The organism is Paramesorhizobium leguminum, assembly GCF_003217235.1.
GTDB lineage: Bacteria > Pseudomonadota > Alphaproteobacteria > Rhizobiales > Rhizobiaceae > Paramesorhizobium > Paramesorhizobium leguminum.
Genome location: NZ_QJTF01000001.1, coordinates 188,154 through 204,529 on the forward strand (window position 1 = coordinate 188,154; position 16,376 = coordinate 204,529).

A 16,376-nucleotide genomic window follows, 5' to 3' on the forward strand; every position below is an offset into this window, starting at 1 on the left:
AAGGAGAAGACGTGATGCGCGTCGGCTGCCCCAAGGAAATCAAGGATCATGAATATCGCGTCGGCCTCACGCCGGGGGCCGTGCGCGAATATGTTGCGCATGGCCATGAGGTCATCGTCCAGTCCGGTGCCGGAGCGGGAATTGGTGCCGACGATGATGCCTACAAGGCGGCGGGCGCAAAGGTGGTCAGGAGCGCCGAAGAAATCTTCAAGCAGTCCGACATGATCGTGAAGGTCAAGGAGCCGCAGCCATCGGAGTGGGCGCAACTGCGCGAAGGGCAGATACTCTATACCTACCTGCACCTGGCTCCCGATCCCGAACAGGCCAAGGGGCTGCTCGCATCGGGCGTCACCGCAATCGCCTATGAAACCGTGACCGATGACCATGGCGGCCTGCCGCTGCTCGCTCCGATGTCCGAGGTCGCCGGACGGCTTGCGATACAGGCCGGCGCGACGGCTCTGCAGAGGGCCAATGGCGGGCGCGGTATCCTGCTGGGCGGCGTGCCGGGCGTTCTCCCCGGCAAGGTTACGATCATCGGCGGCGGGGTCGTCGGCATCAATGCGGCCATGATGGCGACTGGTCTTGGCGCCGACGTCACCATTCTCGACCGCTCAATCCCGCGGCTGCGCGTACTCGATGACCTCTTCCGTGGCCGCGTCCACACCCGTTACTCAACCATCGAAGCGCTGGACGAGGAAATTTTCTCAGCCGACCTCGTTGTCGGGGCCGTGCTGGTTCCCGGCGCGGCGGCGCCCAAGCTCGTCACGCGTGAAATGCTATCAGGCATGAAAAAGGGCGCCGTCATCGTTGATGTCGCCATCGACCAGGGCGGATGCTTCGAAACATCCCACGCGACGACCCATTCCGAGCCGATCTACGAGGTCGACGGCATCATCCATTATTGCGTCGCCAATATGCCGGGCGCCGTGCCGGTTACGTCGACCCAGGCGCTCAACAACGCCACGCTGCAATACGGGCTGCAACTGGCGGATCGCGGCATCAAGGCGCTGGTCGACAACCCGCATCTGCGCAACGGCCTCAATGTGCATAAGGGCCGCATCACCAATCGCCCCGTGGCGGAAGCGCTCGGCCTTGATATGATGGAAGCGGAGACGATCCTCGCGGCCTGACCGTCTGAATAGGCTCACAGCCACTGCTGGGATTTCGACCAGTCGTCCACCTGCTGCCGGGCCGCTTCCTTGGCTATTCCGTAACGCTCCTGAATCCGGCCAACCAGCTGATCGCGGTTGCCCGCGATGCGGTCGATGTCGTCGTCTGTAAGGTCGCCCCATTGTTCGCGGACCTTGCCCCGAACCTGTTTCCATTGCCCTGCGATTTGATCCCAGTTCATCTCAATTCTCCTTTTTAGGGTTGGTTTATCGAAAGAACGATTTGCCATCCGGCGGGTTCCATGCCCATTCTGCTGGGAATTCTCGAACAGGTTTTTCCGCCATGTCACCGCCTCATCGCGGAGTGGAGAAATTTTTTCTCTAATTAAACAAGTAAAGCGATTCAAATTCCAATTTTTGGTGTGATTAGAAAACCATTCGCGTTTCCTTCCTGCTATGGTTTTGTCATCTTCTGGGTTCCATGCAATTGAACCGGCTCCTCACAAGCCGAAATTCTCAGGATCGCAAATTATGAAACGCTTGATTTCGCTGCTCGTCGCCGGCGCCTTGCAAGTTCTGGTGCTCTCTCCCGCTTCCGCCGCCGATCTCGCCCAGATCAAATCTTCGGGCGTTTTCCGCATCGGCACCGAAGGCACCTATGCGCCCTTCACCTATCATGACGATACGGGCAAGCTCGTCGGTTTCGACGTGGAGATCGGCGAGGCGATCGCCAAGCAGCTTGGCGTCAAGGCGCAGTTCCTGGAAGGCCGCTGGGACGGGCTTATCGCAGGTCTTGATGCCGACCGCTACGATGCCGTCATCAACCAGGTGGGCATCACCGACGAGCGCAAGAAGAAATATGATTTCTCCGATCCGTACATCGCCTCCAAGGCGGTCCTGATCGTCAGCGGCGATAACACCGATATCAAGAGCTTCGCCGATCTGAAGGGCAAGAAGGCGGCGCAGTCGCTGACCAGCAATTTCGGCAAGTTGGCGTCGTCCAACGGCGCCGAGCTCGTCGGTACGGATGGATTCGACCAGTCGATCCAGCTCGTTCTCAACGGCCGCGCCGATGCGACCGTCAATGACAGCCTCTCCTTCCTCGACTTCAAGAAGCACAAGCCCGATGCCAATGTGAAGATCGTCGCCACCGAGGCCAATGCGGATTATTCCGGCGTGATCATCAACAAGAACCAGCCGGAACTGCTCGCCGCCCTCAATGAGGCGATCAAGGCGATCAAGGCCGACGGCACGTACCAGAAAATTTCCGATAAATATTTCGGACAGGACGTTTCGAAGTAAGTTCGGGTTTGCGCATGAGAGACCGGCCGGTTTTATGGACTGGTCGGTTTTTCTATGTAGAGGCTGTGGCAGCGTAGAGGCATGGATTCCTGTGACAAGCACAGGAATGACGACAGTTTGGCTGTAAATGGCCAATCGTCTGGGGTAGCGATATATCCAAATCCGTCATTCCTGTGCTTGTCACAGGAATCCATGCCTCGACATTACCACCGGAACACGGTTCAGATTAATATAGGGAGCGATTCCATCAGGAGCCGTTCTACGGAGCACTGGAGATCACGTCCTTGCCTAACTGGCTACAGCTCATGCTGGAATCGCTCGGGCCGCTCTTGTCGGCGGCCTTGTGGTTTACCGCCCCCTTGACGCTCCTTTCCTTCGCCCTGGGGCTTGCCCTGGGGCTGGTCGTCGCGCTCATCCGCCTGTTCGGGCCGCGCCCGCTGGTAGCGCTCGTGCGCTTCTATGTCTGGATTATCAGGGGCACCCCGCTGCTGGTGCAGCTTTTCCTGATCTTCTATGGCCTGCCCGCCGCCGGCATCGTGCTGAACGCCTTTCCCGCCGCGCTCATCGGCTTCACGCTGAATGTCGGCGCCTATACGTCGGAAATCATCCGTGCCGCGATCAGCTCGGTGCCGAAGGGCCAGTGGGAAGCGGCCTATTCCATCGGCATGACGTGGTCGCAGGCCATGCGCCGCACGGTTCTGCCGCAGGCCGCGCGCGTCGCCGTGCCGCCGCTTTCCAATACCTTCATCTCGCTGGTCAAGGACACGTCGCTCGCCGCCGCCATCACCGTGCCGGAGCTGTTCATGGCGGCGCAGCGCATCGTCGCCACCACCTATGAGCCGCTGATCCTCTATATCGAGGCCGCGATCATCTATCTGGCGATGAGTTCTGTTCTTTCCCATCTGCAGGTCCGGCTCGAAAAGCGGCTGGGGCGCTATGGCGGTTTCATTGAGGCGCGGTCATGATCGGCTTGGAAAATATCGTAAAGAATTTCGGCGACCTGACCGTTCTGAAAGGGGTGACCCTCGCCATGAACGAGGGGAGCGTCACCGCTCTGGTCGGCCCTTCCGGCGGGGGGAAGAGCACCCTCCTGCGCTGCATCAACCTGCTCGAAATCCCGACCTCAGGCGAATTGCGCATTGGTAACGACCGGATCGATTTCCAGCCGGGCAAGCGCCCCGCCACCGCCGATATCCAGCGCATTCGCCGCCAGACCGGCATGGTTTTCCAGAATTTCCAGCTTTTCCCGCATCGCACCGCGATAGAAAACGTCATGGAAGGCCCGGTTGCCGTACTGAAATGGCCGGTCGCCCGCGCCCGCGAACATGCGATGATGCTGCTCGAAAAGGTCGGGATGGCGCACAAGGCCGATGCCTGGCCGTCAACGCTCTCCGGCGGCCAGCAGCAGCGCGTCGCCATCGCCCGCGCGCTCGCCATGTCACCTAAGGTCCTGCTGTGCGATGAGCCGACTTCGGCGCTTGACCCGGAACTGGCGCAGGAAGTGGTGGATGTGCTGAGCAAACTGGCGAGCGAAGGCACCACCATGGTCATCGCCACGCACGATCTGCGGCTGGCCAAGACGACCGCCCATGAAGCGGTCTTCCTCGATGGTGGCGTGGTGGTGGAAAAAGGCCCCGCGCGGCAACTTTTCAGCAATCCCGAGCACGAACGCACCAAGCGCTTCATCGCCACGCTGACGCAGGAAGCGGCGCTGGTGAAGGAGGGGGAGGGGATATAGCCTCTTGGTGCTGCTGTTGTTAACACACTTGATAACGGGCAAAAAATAGACTAAGTTTAGCAAACTAAGTCAGGATCATACCATGCAGACCGTCAATATCCACGAGGCCAAGACGCATCTTTCGCGCCTCATAGATAAAGCAGCTAAAGGCGAGCCTTTCATCATCGCCAAATCGGGGAAGCCTATGGTGAAGGTCGTCGCCATCAATGCCCCCGCCACCAGTGAAACCCGTCGTGTCGGGTTCTTGGATGGTCATTTTTCCATTCCGGACGATTTCGATGATATGGGGCGTGAGGATATCGAGGAACTATTCGGCGGCAAGGAATGAAGTTTCTACTGGACACGCATCTGTTGCTTTGGGCTGTTGCGAAATCCAAAAAACTGCCGCCTGCGGCGCGCTCCGAAATCGAAAACCTCGACAATGAACTTCTGTTTAGCGCTGCGAGCCTTTGGGAAGTGGCCATCAAACGCGGACTTGGCCGTGCGGACTTTACCATTGATCCCCGTCTGCTGCGCCGGGGCCTAATCGATAACGGCTATCTCGAACTCCCCGTTACAAGTGAGCACGCTGTCGCGGTGGATGGGTTGCCACCCATTCACAAAGATCCTTTTGACCGGCTCCTCATCGCTCAATCAATCGTGGAAGGCATTACGCTTCTGACCCTGGACGAGACGGTCGCTAGGTATCCGGCACCCATCCGCCGAATGTGATGGAACGTCATCTCGGAGGGTTGGAGCGATCTTCGCGCGTATGCCAAATGCGCAATACGTAGATCGTCAACTGCCGGATTTCATAGCGTATCCCATAATGGCCAACGAGAATTCGCCGGATTTCTCGGGGCTCGAATTCCTCAAGCCGTTCGCCAAGACGCGGGTGTTCGAGCAGGCGCTTTGGCGCGGCAGTCAATGATTGGACTGTCCGCGCTGCAGCCAAGCGATTGACCGGTGCGAGAAAATCATGCAGGCGACCGAGGTCCGAAACCGCCTCGGTCGTCCATTTGATTTCCATCATAGGGGCCGCTTCAGAGGCTTATCGCTATCGAGGCTGGCGGCCCAGGTTTCGACGGCTTGGTGATCGATAAATTGGCCCTCGTCCACGTTCGCCAGAGCCTCCAGCGTCATGCGCCGGCGCTCTTCCTCCTGGTCAACCCAGGCAGACAGCGCCTGCTTGACAACCCAGCCGCGGGAGCGTTCCAACCGGGCAGCGATTTCATCCACTTTCTCCGCCAGCGGTCGCGGCACGTGAGCCGTTAAGACTTTTGTTTCCATCAAAAAACCTCGCCGATTCAAAACTAATCATAGTGATTGGGAATGATTAAGTCTAGCTGGCCCTCCCGCAGCATCCGATATACAGCGAAAAAGCCCGGACGCCTTTTGAGCGCCCGGACTTTACCTTCAGACAGTCACACCATCAGAACTTCACACTAAACCGCGCATCCACCCCATTCTGCTTCACTTCCGAGCCGAACTGGCCCGTATAGCTCATGCCCAGCGTGGTGCGCTTGCTGAGCTTGACGTCGAATCCGGCTTCCACAAGGCCGGTATCCTCAGCCAAAGGCGCGCCGGCGATGGTGAAGGCGTTGCCGCCATCGAAGGCCAGCGTCGAGACCGGCGCCGTATCGCCATAGGCGTGCTGCCAGCCCATGGTGCCGCGCGCTTCCGCGTCCACGGTGCCGAGCGTGAACGGCGCGGAGGCCCTAAGACCCAGCGTTGTGAAGGTGGTGCCCGTCGTCTCGCTTTCCGCCGTCAACGCCGCCGCGCCGCCCTTTTCGCTAAAGCCGTCCGTCTTCAACCGCACATGGGCGAGGTTTGCGAAAGGCTCGAAGGCGAAGCGCTCCATGTCGATCCGATAGCCCAGCTCGCCGAAGGCCTGGAACGTTCCGGCATCGTAATCGGCCTTGAGTTTGTCCTCGAAACCGGGGAAGGCGACCGAGCGCGACGTCTCGATGGTATGCCAGCTATAGGCAAGGCCGGAGCGGAACGAGAGCGCATCGAACTTTGCTCCGCCATAGACGCCGGCATGGTAATTATCGCTGTTGCCGGAACCTTTTGCATCGAAGCTGGTGCGGCTGTAGCCGGCCATCGCGCCGAGACGCCAGTCGCCCGCCACCGCCGCGTCGAAGCCGGTGACGAAGCCGCCGGTCGACTGGTCGAGACTGGCGGCATTGCCGTCGCCTTCCGTCTCGCTCCAGGTGCCGAAGGCCTTCCCCCACGCCGCCATGGTGGGCGCGTCGCCCTTCACAAGCGGCTTGGCATCCGGGCCGAAGCTCATGACCGGCACATCGCTTGCCGCCACATCATCGAAGGCCGCCCTGAGCCGGTCATTGACCGCATCGCGGATGAGCCGGCTGTCGTTGATGAGCGCGGTTTTTGCCGAAGCATGGATTTCGCCCGAAAGCTGGTCGAAGGCCATGCGCGCATCCGCTTCGCTGTCCTGCAGCACCACGGTGTCGAACACCTTATTGCCGGCGCCCAGCGCCTCGATGGCTGCGGCGGTTGCCTTCTGGTTGCGCGTCTCGCCGACGCCTGCGAAGGCGACATCATTGCGGGCGATGTCGAGATAGACATTGCGCGGATCGTAGGTGAGGCCGAGATCGACGAACGGCATGTTCTGGCTAAGATTGCCGAACGTGCCGGTAATGCCGCCATCGGCCGTCAGGATCGTATAGCGCTGCCCCGGCATGTAAGTGCCGGCGAGCTTGGAGATATAGACATTTCCCCCTTCGAGCGCTGCCTTCCCCGTCACCGCCACCTTGTCGCTCTTGCCATCAGGCGCGATATCGGCAAGATAGGTTGAACCAGCCTTGAGTGTGAGATCGCCATCGATTGTCAGCGTGCCGATGCCGTCGCCTCCCGGCGCGAGCGTGCCGATATCGAGCGCTGCGCCGCCGGTTCTAACCGTCCCGCCCGCGCCGGTCAGGAACGACATGGTGAGATCGAAGCCATTGAGATCGAGCACGCCGCCATTGGCCGCATAGGCCGTATTGTCAACGAATGCGCCCGCCACACCGGCGCGCAATGTGCCCGCCGTGACGATCGTGCCGCCGGTATAGCTGTTGGCGGCCATGAGGTTGAGCGTACCCGCGCCCCGCTTTTCGAGCGTTCCCTTCCCGGAAATCGCCTGCATCATCGCGACCGGAACGGTGGGATGCGAGATATCAATCCAGCCCAGACCCTCGAGCCGGACGGCCTTGTCGATCTTGGTCACCGGATCAACCCAGCTTGCCCATTTGTCATCCGGCCCCGCCGTGCGGATGCCGCCATCGGCGAGCGTGATGGTGCCGTCGGTTGAACCCAGCGCCTCGCTCTCATCGATCGCCACGGTCTTGCCGTCGGCGATCACGATATCCTTGAAGCGGCTGTGATCATCGACGCACATCTCCCTGGCGCCCTGCAGCGACAGCTGTTGCTTGTCGAGGCAAGCGAGCTGCAGCTTCAGCGGCGCGTTGGGATCGTTCTCGAAATCGATGCCGGTGAGTTGGGAGAGGCGAGCCCGCGTGGCCGGGTCATCGAGGCCGAGCGTGGCACGCAGTTCGTTCCAGTTTTTCTTGATTGCTTCCAGAACGTCAGGGTCGATATCCGGCGCAACCGTATTGAACGTCAGGTCCGTCTTCAAATGGTCTATGAGGATATAACCCCATTGCTTCCAGCTCATCTTGGTGTAGTCGCTGATGTCAGGGAATTCGTCGCGATGCGCCTGGAAATAATCGTCGATAACCTTGCGGAAAGCTCCGTTGCCAGTGTCAGCTCCAACGAGCAATCCGGCCAGGCGTTGATTGAAAGCCTCCATCTTGTCCTTGGGAATGAATGGCTTCAATTCAGCGAGATACTTGGTGATATCGTGCCGGTCATAGATCGCGTAGGAAACCATCACAGCCAACTCGTCCTGCGTGATTTCTTTTTTTCCTTGTGGAACGAAATCCGGGTTCTGGTAAATCGGCTGCACGTTTTCATCGGACAATTGTCCTAGAAACGCATCCGTGCGCTTATTGTTGCGCGAAAGCTTGAACTCGCCCGCGCCGTCGAAGCCGCTGGCCCCGTTGTCGAAGGTGAGCCGCACCTTGCCGCCTTCCATCTCTTCCACGCGTGGGCCGTTCCAGATCAGCTCTTGCGCCACCGGCTCGTGGTCGGAAAGGGAGCCGCCGCCCGGCAGGCTCGCCCCTTCGGTGAGCGTGCCGGACCATTTTCCGTTGTCGGCAAGGCCCACCCATTTCGCATAGGGGCGGGACACCATGATATGGTCGATATTCACGCGGTCCCAGCTCGTCCAGGTATTCGTGGCGTCCTCGCCATCGCTCGTCCAGGTGGCGCGCCCGTCGCCCATCTGGCTGGGTTTGAACAATTCGCGATTACGATCGAGCTGCATCAACTGGTACTGTTTTTTGAGGATATTCAACGTCAGGGGCTGGTTGCTTGCCACCGCATAGGTTTCGTCCTTGAGGCCGATATCCTTGCCCGCCAGATAGGCGGCTTTCAGGGCGTCGCCCTTTTCCTTCCAGGTCAGGCTGTCGAAATCCTTGCCCGGGTAGGCTTCCTCGATCACCTGCCGGGCCTTGGCCTCGTCACCGGCTTTCATGTATTGCTCGGCAAGAGAGCTGTAGAGCGGGCTGTCGCTGCCCTCCTGGATGACCTGAATCTGGGCGTCGATGCTGAGCAGGCCGCGCTCCGAAAGATCGCCTGCATTGAAATCGCCGACCGTGATCGTCGGAAGGGCGCGGCCCCGGGCGGCTTCAACCAGTTCCTTGGCCTGTGCCGTCCGGCTGCTTGCTTCATCCTGATAGTTGAAATGACGGCCTTCTATGACGACATCCGAGAAGCCGTTGCCGGGGTTCACGCGGACTGTGTTGCCGCCTAGATTCTGCGTGTTTCCGCCCGCGAAAACCATGCCGCTGCCCTCGCGGTCGCCAAAATCCGGATTCTTCTGATAGCTGCCGGACTTGCCCGGAAGGCCGTTCAGGATATCGAGCGTGTTCCGGACATGGTCTCCGATGACGTTTGGCTGAGTCTTCGTCTCGCTGTTGTTGTAAAGCTCCGGCATGACGAGAACATCCGGGGCGACCCCGCGCAGGAGATCCTGCATCGTTTTGTTGTAAACGAAATTGCCCTTCGCCAGTTCGGCGGGGTCCCATATCTTCGAGTCATTCCTGACATTCCAGATATTGAAGCCCATGATCGTCAGGGAATGGCTTTTTTTACCGGTCTCCTGCGCCTGTGCGAGCGAAGTCCCAGCCACAAAGGCTCCGACAGCCGCGCCGATTCTGGCGGCTGTCATGAAATTGCTGTTATTTTTCCGCATAATATGCCCCACTGCTAATGATCGTATTCGGACATTCAAAATGTCAGATAACGTTCATTAGCGGACGCATATGTCAGTTTGACAACATTCCGTGAGCGACGCGGTGGTCCTGTTCGCTATCGCTCATGTCATGTCAAATTTCGCCGCCGCTCCAATTCCGCCTCGGTCGGCTCATCGAATGCGAACGACCCGGTGACGATCTCGCCGCCGCGGGCATATTTGTTGATGGTCACGCCGTTATCCGACGCCTTCGAGCTGACGAGCTTCCAGCCATGCGGGAACGCGCCGTCGCCGAACAGCCGCTTTCCCTGGCCGAGGATAAGCGGGAAGACCGCGACATTGATCTCATCGACGAGATTGTACTGAAACAGCGTCTTGAGAAAATCTGTCGAGCCTTGCGTGAGCAGGTCCGGCCCGTCGCCGTCCTTCAGCGCCTTGACGGCGCTGACCGCATCGGGGCGCAAGACGTGGCTGTTCTGCCAGTCGAGCTTCAGATTGGGGTTACGGGTAGCGACATATTTGTTGATGCGGTTGAACAACGGGCCGATTGCATCGCCCTCCGGCGCATAGGGCCAATGCGCGGCGAAGATATCGTAGGTCTTGCGCCCAAGCAGCAAATCGAACGGCTTGGAGAACATTTCCCCGACCATATCCTCCAGTGTCTTGTCGAAATAATGCGGCACCCAGCCGCCGAATTTGAAATTGCCGGTCGGGTCTTCCTCCGGCCCGCCCGGCGCCTGCATCACGCCGTCGAGGCTGGTAAACGCGCCTACGATGATCTTTCTCATTTTGGCTCCATTTAAAAGTAAGGTAGTGAATAGGGAGGACAGTGAGCAGCAAGCAGTGTGCTGGTAAGTATTGCACGGCGGACAGTTATTTTTTTACTATCGGACTGCTCACTACTCACTATCTCACTCAGAAAGGCGTGACGGCGGATGATAACCAATGGCGGCCTGTTGCTTCTGCTGGTATTTATCCCTTTCGCAGGCAGCATTGTCGTCGCCTTCTTTCGGTCGAACGCCCATAATGTCGAGGCTATTTTCGCAAGTGCGGTCGCGATTGCTGCCCTGAGCCTCGCCGTTCTGCTCTATTCGGGCGTTGCCGGTGGCGGAGTGGTGCGTGAGGAGATCGCGTGGCTACCGGCTTACGGGCTGAATTTCGGGCTGCGGATGGACGGCTTCGCCTGGATGTTTGCCATCCTGGTGACGGGCATGGGCCTGCTCGTCATCATCTATGCGCGCTATTATATGTCGCCCGCCGATCCCGTGCCGCGCTTCTTCTGCTTTTTCCTTGCCTTCATGGGCTCGATGCTGGGCCTGGTGCTTTCGGGAAACCTGGTCCTGCTTGCGATCTTCTGGGAGCTGACCGGCATTTTTTCCTTTCTGCTCATCGGCTACTGGTATCAGAATGCAGGCGCGCGTGATGGCGCGCGCATGGCGTTGATCGTCACCGGGGTGGGCGGCATCGCGCTTTTGCTCGGCATCCTGATTATCGGCCATATCGTCGGCAGTTACGAATTGGATCAGGTGCTGGCCTCCAGCGGTATCATTCGTCGCAATCCTCTCTTCCTGCCGGTGATACTCCTGATATTGCTCGGCGCGCTCACCAAAAGCGCGCAGTTTCCGTTCCAGTTCTGGCTGCCCAATGCCATGTCCGCGCCAACGCCCGTCTCGGCCTACCTCCATTCGGCGACGCTGGTGATGGCCGGCGTATTTCTTCTCGCGCAGCTCTGGCCGGTTTTCTCCGGCACGCGGGAATGGTTCTGGATTCTTGGAATAGCCGGCCTTGCGTCGTTGATACTGGGCGCCTGGTTCGCCCTTTTTCAGCAGGACCTCAAGGGCCTTCTCGCCTATTCGACGATCAGCCATCTCGGCCTCATCACCGTGCTCCTGAGCCTAGGCAGCCCGCTCGCCGCCGTCGCCGCCATCTTTCACATGTTCAACCATGCCATTTTCAAGGCCTCGCTGTTCATGGCCGCCGGCATCATCGATCATGAGACCGGCACGCGCGACATGCGGCGTCTGGGCGGCCTTTTCCGCTTCATGCCCATCACTGCGACGCTTGCCATGGTGGCGAGCGCGGCGATGGCCGGCGTGCCGCTGTTGAATGGGTTCATCTCCAAGGAGATGTTTTTTGCCGAGGCCGTCGAAACCCACCGTGACAACATTCTCGATATCGTCACCCCTTATCTCGCCATCCTCGCCGGCATATTCAGCGTCGCTTATTCCACACGCTTCATTCATTGCGTTTTCTTCGGGCCGCCGCGACGCGATCTGCCGCGCGATCCGCACGAGCCGCCGCACTGGATGTATATTCCGATCGCATTCCTGGTGCTCGCCTGCCTTGTCATCGGCATTTTTCCCGCCCGCTCGGTCGGTCCATATCTGCGCACGGCGGCAATCGGCGTTCTGGGCATCGAAACGCCGCCCTATAGCCTCGCCATCTGGCACGGGTTCAACCTGCCGATGCTGATGAGTGCGATCGCGCTGGCGGTCGGGGTGGCGCTCTATTTCCTGCTCGAAAATTATCTGGCAACCAGCGAAAACGGGCCTCCCTGGTTCCGCCATATCAGCGGCAGACGCATTTTTGACCGCGTCCTCGTCACGATATCCTGGCGCTGGGCGCGCCTTGCCAGATCCTGGGCCGGCACGCGCCGCCTCCAGCCGCAATTGCGGCTGCTGGTTCTTATCGGGGTCGTCGCGGGCGCTTTGCCCTTCTATCATGCGGATGCATCCGCAGGCACGGTGCCGATGCTCCCTGTCGATCCGGTGTTCGTGGCGCTCTGGCTGCTCGGCGGCATTTGCGCCGTGGGAGCGGCGATGAACGCCACGTTCCATCGCCTGGCGGCGCTGGTCATGCTCGGCTGCGCCGGCCTCGTCGTCTGCATCACCTTCGCATGGGCATCCGCGCCGGACCTTGCCATGACCCAGCTTCTGGTTGAGATCGTGACGATGGTTCTCATCCTGCTCGGCCTCCGCTGGCTGCCGAAGCGTCCGGAAGGGCTGGAAAAGATGCCGATGGAGACCGGCCCCCGCATGAGGCGCCTTCGCGATTTTCTTCTGGCGGTCGCAGGCGGAGGGGGCATGGCCTTTCTCGCATACGCGGTCATGACCAGGCCGGATACGCGCAATATCGGCGATTACTTCGTCCGATACGCCTATACGGAAGGCGGCGGAAGGAATGTCGTCAATGTCATTCTGGTGGATTTTCGCGGCCTGGACACGTTCGGCGAAATCGCCGTGCTTGGCGTCGTGGCCTTGAGCGTCTTCGCCCTTCTGCGCCGCTTCCGCCCCGCGGCGGAAAGCATCGGCGCGCCCCTCCAGCAGCACATCCAGGATGCCAGTGACGAGGCCCGAGCGGATCGCCGGCCGGGTGATACGCTGAGCGATTATCTCGCCGTCCCCTCCGTCATCATGCAATGGCTTTTCCCCGTCATCGTCGTTTTCGCCATCTACTTGTTTTTGCGCGGGCATGATCTGCCGGGCGGCGGCTTCGCGGCGGGCGTCGCGCTGGCGATAGGCTTTATCCTGCAATATCTGGCCGCCGGTACCCGCTGGGTCGAGAGCCATATGCGCATCCTGCCGCTACGCTGGATCGCGACAGGTCTTCTCATCGCAGCGTCTACCGGCATGGGGTCCTGGGCGTTCGGCTACCCGTTTCTCACCTCGCGTTTCGAATATGCCAATTTGCCACTCATCGGAAAGGTGCCAATGGCGAGCGCGCTCCTGTTCGATCTGGGCGTGTTCCTGCTTGTCATCGGCGCCACGGTGCTGGTGCTGATCGCGCTCGCGCACCAGTCGATCCGCAGGCATCGGGCCGTTTCGGGGGAGGAGCGCTGATGGAACTCGTCGTCGCCCTCGCGATCGGCATTCTCACCGCATCGGGCATATGGCTGCTGCTCAGGCCTCGCACCTTTCAGGTCATCACAGGCCTGTCGCTCATCTCCTATGCCGTCAACCTGTTCATTTTCGCCATGGGGCGGCTTCGGGTGAATGCCCCGCCGGTGCTGCGCCATCCGGGCGTCGGCGAGCCCGGCCTATATGCCGATCCGCTGCCGCAGGCGTTGGTGTTGACGGCAATCGTCATCGGCTTTGCCATGACAGCGCTTTTCCTGGTGGTCCTGCTCGCCTCTCGCGGGCTGACGGGGACGGATCATGTCGACGGCAGGGAGCAGCGATGACGGCCCCCTGGCTCCACAATCTCATTATCGCGCCGATCGTGTTGCCGTTTGTGGCGGGTGCGCTGATGCTGCTTTTCGACGAGCGCCGGCATACACTGAAAGCCGTAACCAGCCTTGCCTCCGCTATTTTGCTGTTGGGCGTTGCGGTCGCGTTGTTGGTCTTGGCCGGCGCGGTCGCCCCGGCGGCGAGCGTCTATCTCCTGGGCAATTGGCCCGCGCCATTCGGCATCGTTCTGGTGCTCGACCGGCTTTCGGCCCTGATGCTGGTATTGACCGCCATCCTCGCCATCGCCTCGCTCGTCTTCGCCCTGGCGCGTTGGCATCGCGCCGGACCGCATTTTCATACCATCTTCCAGTTCTTGCTGGTGGGGCTGAACGGCGCGTTCCTGACAGGCGATCTCTTCAACCTGTTCGTATTCTTCGAGGTGATGCTGGCGGCCTCCTATGGCCTCGTTCTCCACGGATCAGGCCCCAGGCGCGTCCGGGCAGGGCTGCATTATATCGCCTTCAATTTGGCTGCCTCGGCGCTGTTCCTGATCGGCGTCAGCCTGCTTTACGGCATCACCGGCACCCTCAACATGGCCGACCTCGCAAGGCAGCTTCCGCTGGTTGCGCCGGGGGATCGCGTGTTCGTCGAGGCGGGCGCAGCCATTCTGGGCGTCGCCTTTCTGGTCAAGGCCGGCATGTGGCCGCTCGGCTTCTGGCTGGTCCCCGCCTATGCCGCCGCCGCCGCGCCCGTTGCGGCCATGTTCGCAATCCTGAGCAAGGTCGGTATTTATCTGCTTCTGCGACTGTCGCTTCTGCTCTCCGGCGCCGGCGCTTTCGCCGGTTTCGGTGGCGGATGGCTCATCGCTGGCGGCATGGCGACACTGGCTTTCGGCCTCATCGGCGTGCTGGCGTCGCAGGCGATGGACCGGCTCGCGGGCTATTTTGTCCTTGTTTCATCCGGCACGCTCATTGCCGCCATCGGCATTGGAGGAACGCAGACGACCGGCGCGGCGCTTTATTACATGGCATCCTCCACCTTTGCCGTCGCCGCCTTTTTCCTGCTGGCAGAGCTTATCGGGCGCAGCCAGGATACCGCCGCCAATATGCTTGCCGTGACGATGGAGCTCTACGGCGAGGACGATGAAGAGGCGATTGAAGAGGAGGTGGGGCTGGCCATTCCGGCCACGCTCGCCATTCTTGGCGCCTGCTTCTCCATTTGCGCCATTGTCTTGATCGGGATGCCGCCTTTCTCGGGCTTCGTCGCCAAGTTTCTCCTGATCGCTTCCATCCTTAACCCGAAGGGGCTGGGGCACCCCTTGCCCGTATCCGGTAGCGCATGGGCGCTCATCGCGCTGATCGCCATCGCCGGGCTGGCGGCGCTCATTGCGCTCACGCGCATGGGCATCCGCATCTTCTGGGCATCCCCCGATGGCGACGTGCCGCGCGTGCTGCTGGTCGAAATCGCGCCCGTCGCCGGGTTGCTCATGCTCTGCCTTGCGCTGATGGCGGGGGCGGGGCCGATGATGGCTTACATGCAGGAAACGGCGCAGTCGCTCCATGCGCCCAGGGACTATATCGGCAGCGTTATGGATGCTGCGCGGGTAAAGGACGCAGGCCCATGACGCGACTTTTGCCATATCCGCTTTTGTCGCTGTCGCTGCTGGTCATGTGGCTATTGCTCAATGGCGTTTCCGCCGGGCAGTTCGCGCTTGGATGGTTCGTCGCCATTTTCGCGTCATGGTCCATGCGGGCGCTCAAACCCTCCAAGCCGCGCATCAGGTGCTGGCGTATGATCCCGGTGCTTTTCGTCCGGGTTTTCATCGACGTCATAGGCTCCAATATCGACGCCGCGCGCCTGATTCTTATTCCGGGAAAACGCCCCAGGTCGGCCTTCCTGCGCATTCGCCTTGCCTTGCGCGATCCCACAGGGCTCAGCGCGCTGGCCGTGATCCTCACCGCGATGCCGGGCACCGCATGGATCGAATATAATGCCCGCAGCGGCGAACTGCTGCTGCATGTGCTTGACATGCATGACAGGCGCTATTGGCGCGAACTGATCAAGAAGCGCTATGAGCAGCCTTTGCGGGAAATATTCGGGGAGATCGGCGAATGAGCGTGGTCATTCTCTTCTGGTCGCTTTTGATTGCCCAGCTGATGCTCGTCACGGCTATGGCGCTTGCCGTCGTCCGGCTCATCCTCGGTCCCCGCGCGGAAGACCGTGTCCTTGCCATGGATGCATTTTATATCGGCGCCATGCTCCTCCTGGTCACGTTCGGGATCAGGACCGGCAGCACGCTTTACTTCGAGGCGGCGCTCATCATCGCTCTCCTGAGCTTCGTTTCCACGCTGGCCGCGGCCAAGTTCCTCATGCGCGGGGAGGTGATCGAATGAACGATGTGGCCGGCCTGCCGCTCTGGGCGGCGCTTCTGATAAGCCTCCTCCTCCTTGCCGGCGCGGCGTTCATGCTGATGGGCGCGATCGGCCTTTTGCGCTTCAAGACATTCTACGAGCGTCTCCACGCCCCGGCCATGGGCACGAGCCTGGGCGCGGGCGGTGTCCTCACGGCGTCGATCATCTTCTTCAGCGCGCGGGATGGAAGGCTCGCCTTGCACGACGTGCTGCTTGGCATTTTCATCATGATCACCACGCCGGTAACGCTGATGCTGCTCACCCGCGCCGCGCTTCATCGCGATCCACCGGAGAAGCGCGCAAGGGTTCGAAAGAGGCGCAAACGAAGCGGATAGGCCTGCCTTGCGATTCCCG

17 protein-coding genes are annotated in these 16,376 nt (G+C 60.5%); 12 read left to right on the forward strand and 5 right to left on the reverse strand.

Features of this window, described 5'->3' with window-relative positions:
- Positions 1-14: 14 nt before the first annotated feature.
- On the forward strand, positions 15-1,130 hold the full coding sequence (gene ald, locus C7477_RS00905; protein WP_110747744.1) for an alanine dehydrogenase: 1,116 nt from the start codon (positions 15-17) through the stop codon (positions 1,128-1,130).
- Between the two features lie 14 nt (positions 1,131-1,144).
- Here ald and C7477_RS00910 read toward each other — a convergent pair whose 3' ends face one another.
- On the reverse strand, positions 1,145-1,351 hold the full coding sequence (locus C7477_RS00910; protein WP_110747747.1) for a CsbD family protein: 207 nt from the start codon (positions 1,349-1,351) through the stop codon (positions 1,145-1,147).
- Positions 1,352-1,640: 289 nt separating this feature from the next.
- Between C7477_RS00910 and C7477_RS00915 the strand changes: the two genes are divergently transcribed.
- The 5 genes from C7477_RS00915 (at position 1,641) to C7477_RS00935 (ending at position 4,860) form a co-directional block, all read left to right on the forward strand.
- A complete protein-coding gene (locus tag C7477_RS00915; RefSeq protein WP_110747751.1) occupies positions 1,641-2,411 on the forward strand; it encodes an amino acid ABC transporter substrate-binding protein in 771 nt (256 codons plus the stop codon).
- 284 nt (positions 2,412-2,695) lie between these two features.
- Positions 2,696-3,376, forward strand: coding sequence for an amino acid ABC transporter permease (locus C7477_RS00920; RefSeq protein ID WP_110747754.1), 681 nt, complete (start codon positions 2,696-2,698; stop codon positions 3,374-3,376).
- Positions 3,373-4,149, forward strand: a complete 777-nt coding sequence (locus C7477_RS00925; protein ID WP_110747757.1) for an amino acid ABC transporter ATP-binding protein — start codon at positions 3,373-3,375, stop codon at positions 4,147-4,149. Before C7477_RS00920 ends, C7477_RS00925 begins: the two co-directional genes overlap by 4 nt.
- An 82-nt stretch (positions 4,150-4,231) precedes the next feature.
- Positions 4,232-4,477, forward strand: a complete 246-nt coding sequence (locus C7477_RS00930; RefSeq protein WP_110747760.1) for a type II toxin-antitoxin system Phd/YefM family antitoxin — start codon at positions 4,232-4,234, stop codon at positions 4,475-4,477.
- Positions 4,474-4,860, forward strand: a complete 387-nt coding sequence (locus C7477_RS00935) for a type II toxin-antitoxin system VapC family toxin (protein WP_110747763.1) — start codon at positions 4,474-4,476, stop codon at positions 4,858-4,860. Before C7477_RS00930 ends, C7477_RS00935 begins: the two co-directional genes overlap by 4 nt.
- Before the next feature lie 7 nt (positions 4,861-4,867).
- Here the strand turns inward: C7477_RS00935 and C7477_RS00940 are convergent, their stop codons facing one another.
- From C7477_RS00940 to C7477_RS00955, 4 genes are all read right to left on the reverse strand, one after another.
- Positions 4,868-5,158, reverse strand: coding sequence for a type II toxin-antitoxin system RelE/ParE family toxin (locus C7477_RS00940; RefSeq protein ID WP_110748115.1), 291 nt, complete (start codon positions 5,156-5,158; stop codon positions 4,868-4,870).
- Positions 5,158-5,418 (reverse strand): CopG family ribbon-helix-helix protein, encoded by a 261-nt coding sequence (locus C7477_RS00945; RefSeq protein ID WP_110747766.1) that lies wholly within the window; start codon positions 5,416-5,418, stop codon positions 5,158-5,160. The genes C7477_RS00940 and C7477_RS00945 overlap by 1 nt, the downstream gene beginning before the upstream one ends.
- Before the next feature lie 142 nt (positions 5,419-5,560).
- Complete coding sequence (locus tag C7477_RS00950; protein ID WP_146226042.1) at positions 5,561-9,421, reverse strand: autotransporter domain-containing protein; 3,861 nt, start codon at positions 9,419-9,421, stop codon at positions 5,561-5,563.
- A gap of 152 nt (positions 9,422-9,573) precedes the next feature.
- The gene (locus C7477_RS00955) at positions 9,574-10,233 is read right to left on the reverse strand and encodes a dihydrofolate reductase family protein (RefSeq protein WP_110747772.1); all 660 of its coding nucleotides are present in this window, start codon (positions 10,231-10,233) and stop codon (positions 9,574-9,576) included.
- Between the two features lie 147 nt (positions 10,234-10,380).
- Between C7477_RS00955 and C7477_RS00960 the strand changes: the two genes are divergently transcribed.
- From C7477_RS00960 to mnhG, 6 genes are read left to right on the forward strand one after another with little or no spacing between them, the layout of a single operon-like run.
- Complete coding sequence (locus tag C7477_RS00960; protein WP_110747775.1) at positions 10,381-13,284, forward strand: monovalent cation/H+ antiporter subunit A; 2,904 nt, start codon at positions 10,381-10,383, stop codon at positions 13,282-13,284.
- Positions 13,284-13,625, forward strand: coding sequence for a Na+/H+ antiporter subunit C (locus C7477_RS00965; protein ID WP_110747778.1), 342 nt, complete (start codon positions 13,284-13,286; stop codon positions 13,623-13,625). Before C7477_RS00960 ends, C7477_RS00965 begins: the two co-directional genes overlap by 1 nt.
- Positions 13,622-15,235, forward strand: coding sequence for a monovalent cation/H+ antiporter subunit D (locus C7477_RS00970; protein ID WP_110747781.1), 1,614 nt, complete (start codon positions 13,622-13,624; stop codon positions 15,233-15,235). Before C7477_RS00965 ends, C7477_RS00970 begins: the two co-directional genes overlap by 4 nt.
- Positions 15,232-15,726 (forward strand): Na+/H+ antiporter subunit E, encoded by a 495-nt coding sequence (locus tag C7477_RS00975; RefSeq protein ID WP_110747784.1) that lies wholly within the window; start codon positions 15,232-15,234, stop codon positions 15,724-15,726. The genes C7477_RS00970 and C7477_RS00975 overlap by 4 nt, the downstream gene beginning before the upstream one ends.
- Positions 15,723-16,004: a K+/H+ antiporter subunit F gene (locus tag C7477_RS00980; RefSeq protein WP_110747787.1), complete on the forward strand. Its 282-nt coding sequence runs from the start codon at positions 15,723-15,725 to the stop codon at positions 16,002-16,004. The genes C7477_RS00975 and C7477_RS00980 overlap by 4 nt, the downstream gene beginning before the upstream one ends.
- Positions 16,001-16,357, forward strand: coding sequence for a monovalent cation/H(+) antiporter subunit G (mnhG, locus tag C7477_RS00985; protein WP_110747791.1), 357 nt, complete (start codon positions 16,001-16,003; stop codon positions 16,355-16,357). The genes C7477_RS00980 and mnhG overlap by 4 nt, the downstream gene beginning before the upstream one ends.
- Positions 16,358-16,376 lie beyond the last annotated feature (19 nt).

Excerpts from the sequence above, each read along its gene's own strand:
- C7477_RS00915 (WP_110747751.1), top strand. The coding sequence starts at position 1,641 with ATGAAACGCTTGATTTCGCTGCTCGTCGCCGGCGCCTTGCAAGTTCTG.
- C7477_RS00930 (WP_110747760.1), top strand. The coding sequence starts at position 4,232 with ATGCAGACCGTCAATATCCACGAGGCCAAGACGCATCTTTCGCGCCTC.
- C7477_RS00965 (WP_110747778.1), top strand. The coding sequence starts at position 13,284 with ATGGAACTCGTCGTCGCCCTCGCGATCGGCATTCTCACCGCATCGGGC.
- ald (WP_110747744.1), top strand. The coding sequence starts at position 15 with ATGCGCGTCGGCTGCCCCAAGGAAATCAAGGATCATGAATATCGCGTC.
- C7477_RS00910 (WP_110747747.1), bottom strand. The coding sequence starts at position 1,351 with ATGAACTGGGATCAAATCGCAGGGCAATGGAAACAGGTTCGGGGCAAG.
- mnhG (WP_110747791.1), top strand. The coding sequence starts at position 16,001 with ATGAACGATGTGGCCGGCCTGCCGCTCTGGGCGGCGCTTCTGATAAGC.
- C7477_RS00940 (WP_110748115.1), bottom strand. The coding sequence starts at position 5,158 with ATGGAAATCAAATGGACGACCGAGGCGGTTTCGGACCTCGGTCGCCTG.
- C7477_RS00950 (WP_146226042.1), bottom strand. The coding sequence starts at position 9,421 with ATGACAGCCGCCAGAATCGGCGCGGCTGTCGGAGCCTTTGTGGCTGGG.
- C7477_RS00935 (WP_110747763.1), top strand. The coding sequence starts at position 4,474 with ATGAAGTTTCTACTGGACACGCATCTGTTGCTTTGGGCTGTTGCGAAA.
- C7477_RS00945 (WP_110747766.1), bottom strand. The coding sequence starts at position 5,418 with ATGGAAACAAAAGTCTTAACGGCTCACGTGCCGCGACCGCTGGCGGAG.
- C7477_RS00925 (WP_110747757.1), top strand. The coding sequence starts at position 3,373 with ATGATCGGCTTGGAAAATATCGTAAAGAATTTCGGCGACCTGACCGTT.
- C7477_RS00960 (WP_110747775.1), top strand. The coding sequence starts at position 10,381 with ATGATAACCAATGGCGGCCTGTTGCTTCTGCTGGTATTTATCCCTTTC.
- C7477_RS00980 (WP_110747787.1), top strand. The coding sequence starts at position 15,723 with ATGAGCGTGGTCATTCTCTTCTGGTCGCTTTTGATTGCCCAGCTGATG.
- C7477_RS00955 (WP_110747772.1), bottom strand. The coding sequence starts at position 10,233 with ATGAGAAAGATCATCGTAGGCGCGTTTACCAGCCTCGACGGCGTGATG.
- C7477_RS00970 (WP_110747781.1), top strand. The coding sequence starts at position 13,622 with ATGACGGCCCCCTGGCTCCACAATCTCATTATCGCGCCGATCGTGTTG.
- C7477_RS00975 (WP_110747784.1), top strand. The coding sequence starts at position 15,232 with ATGACGCGACTTTTGCCATATCCGCTTTTGTCGCTGTCGCTGCTGGTC.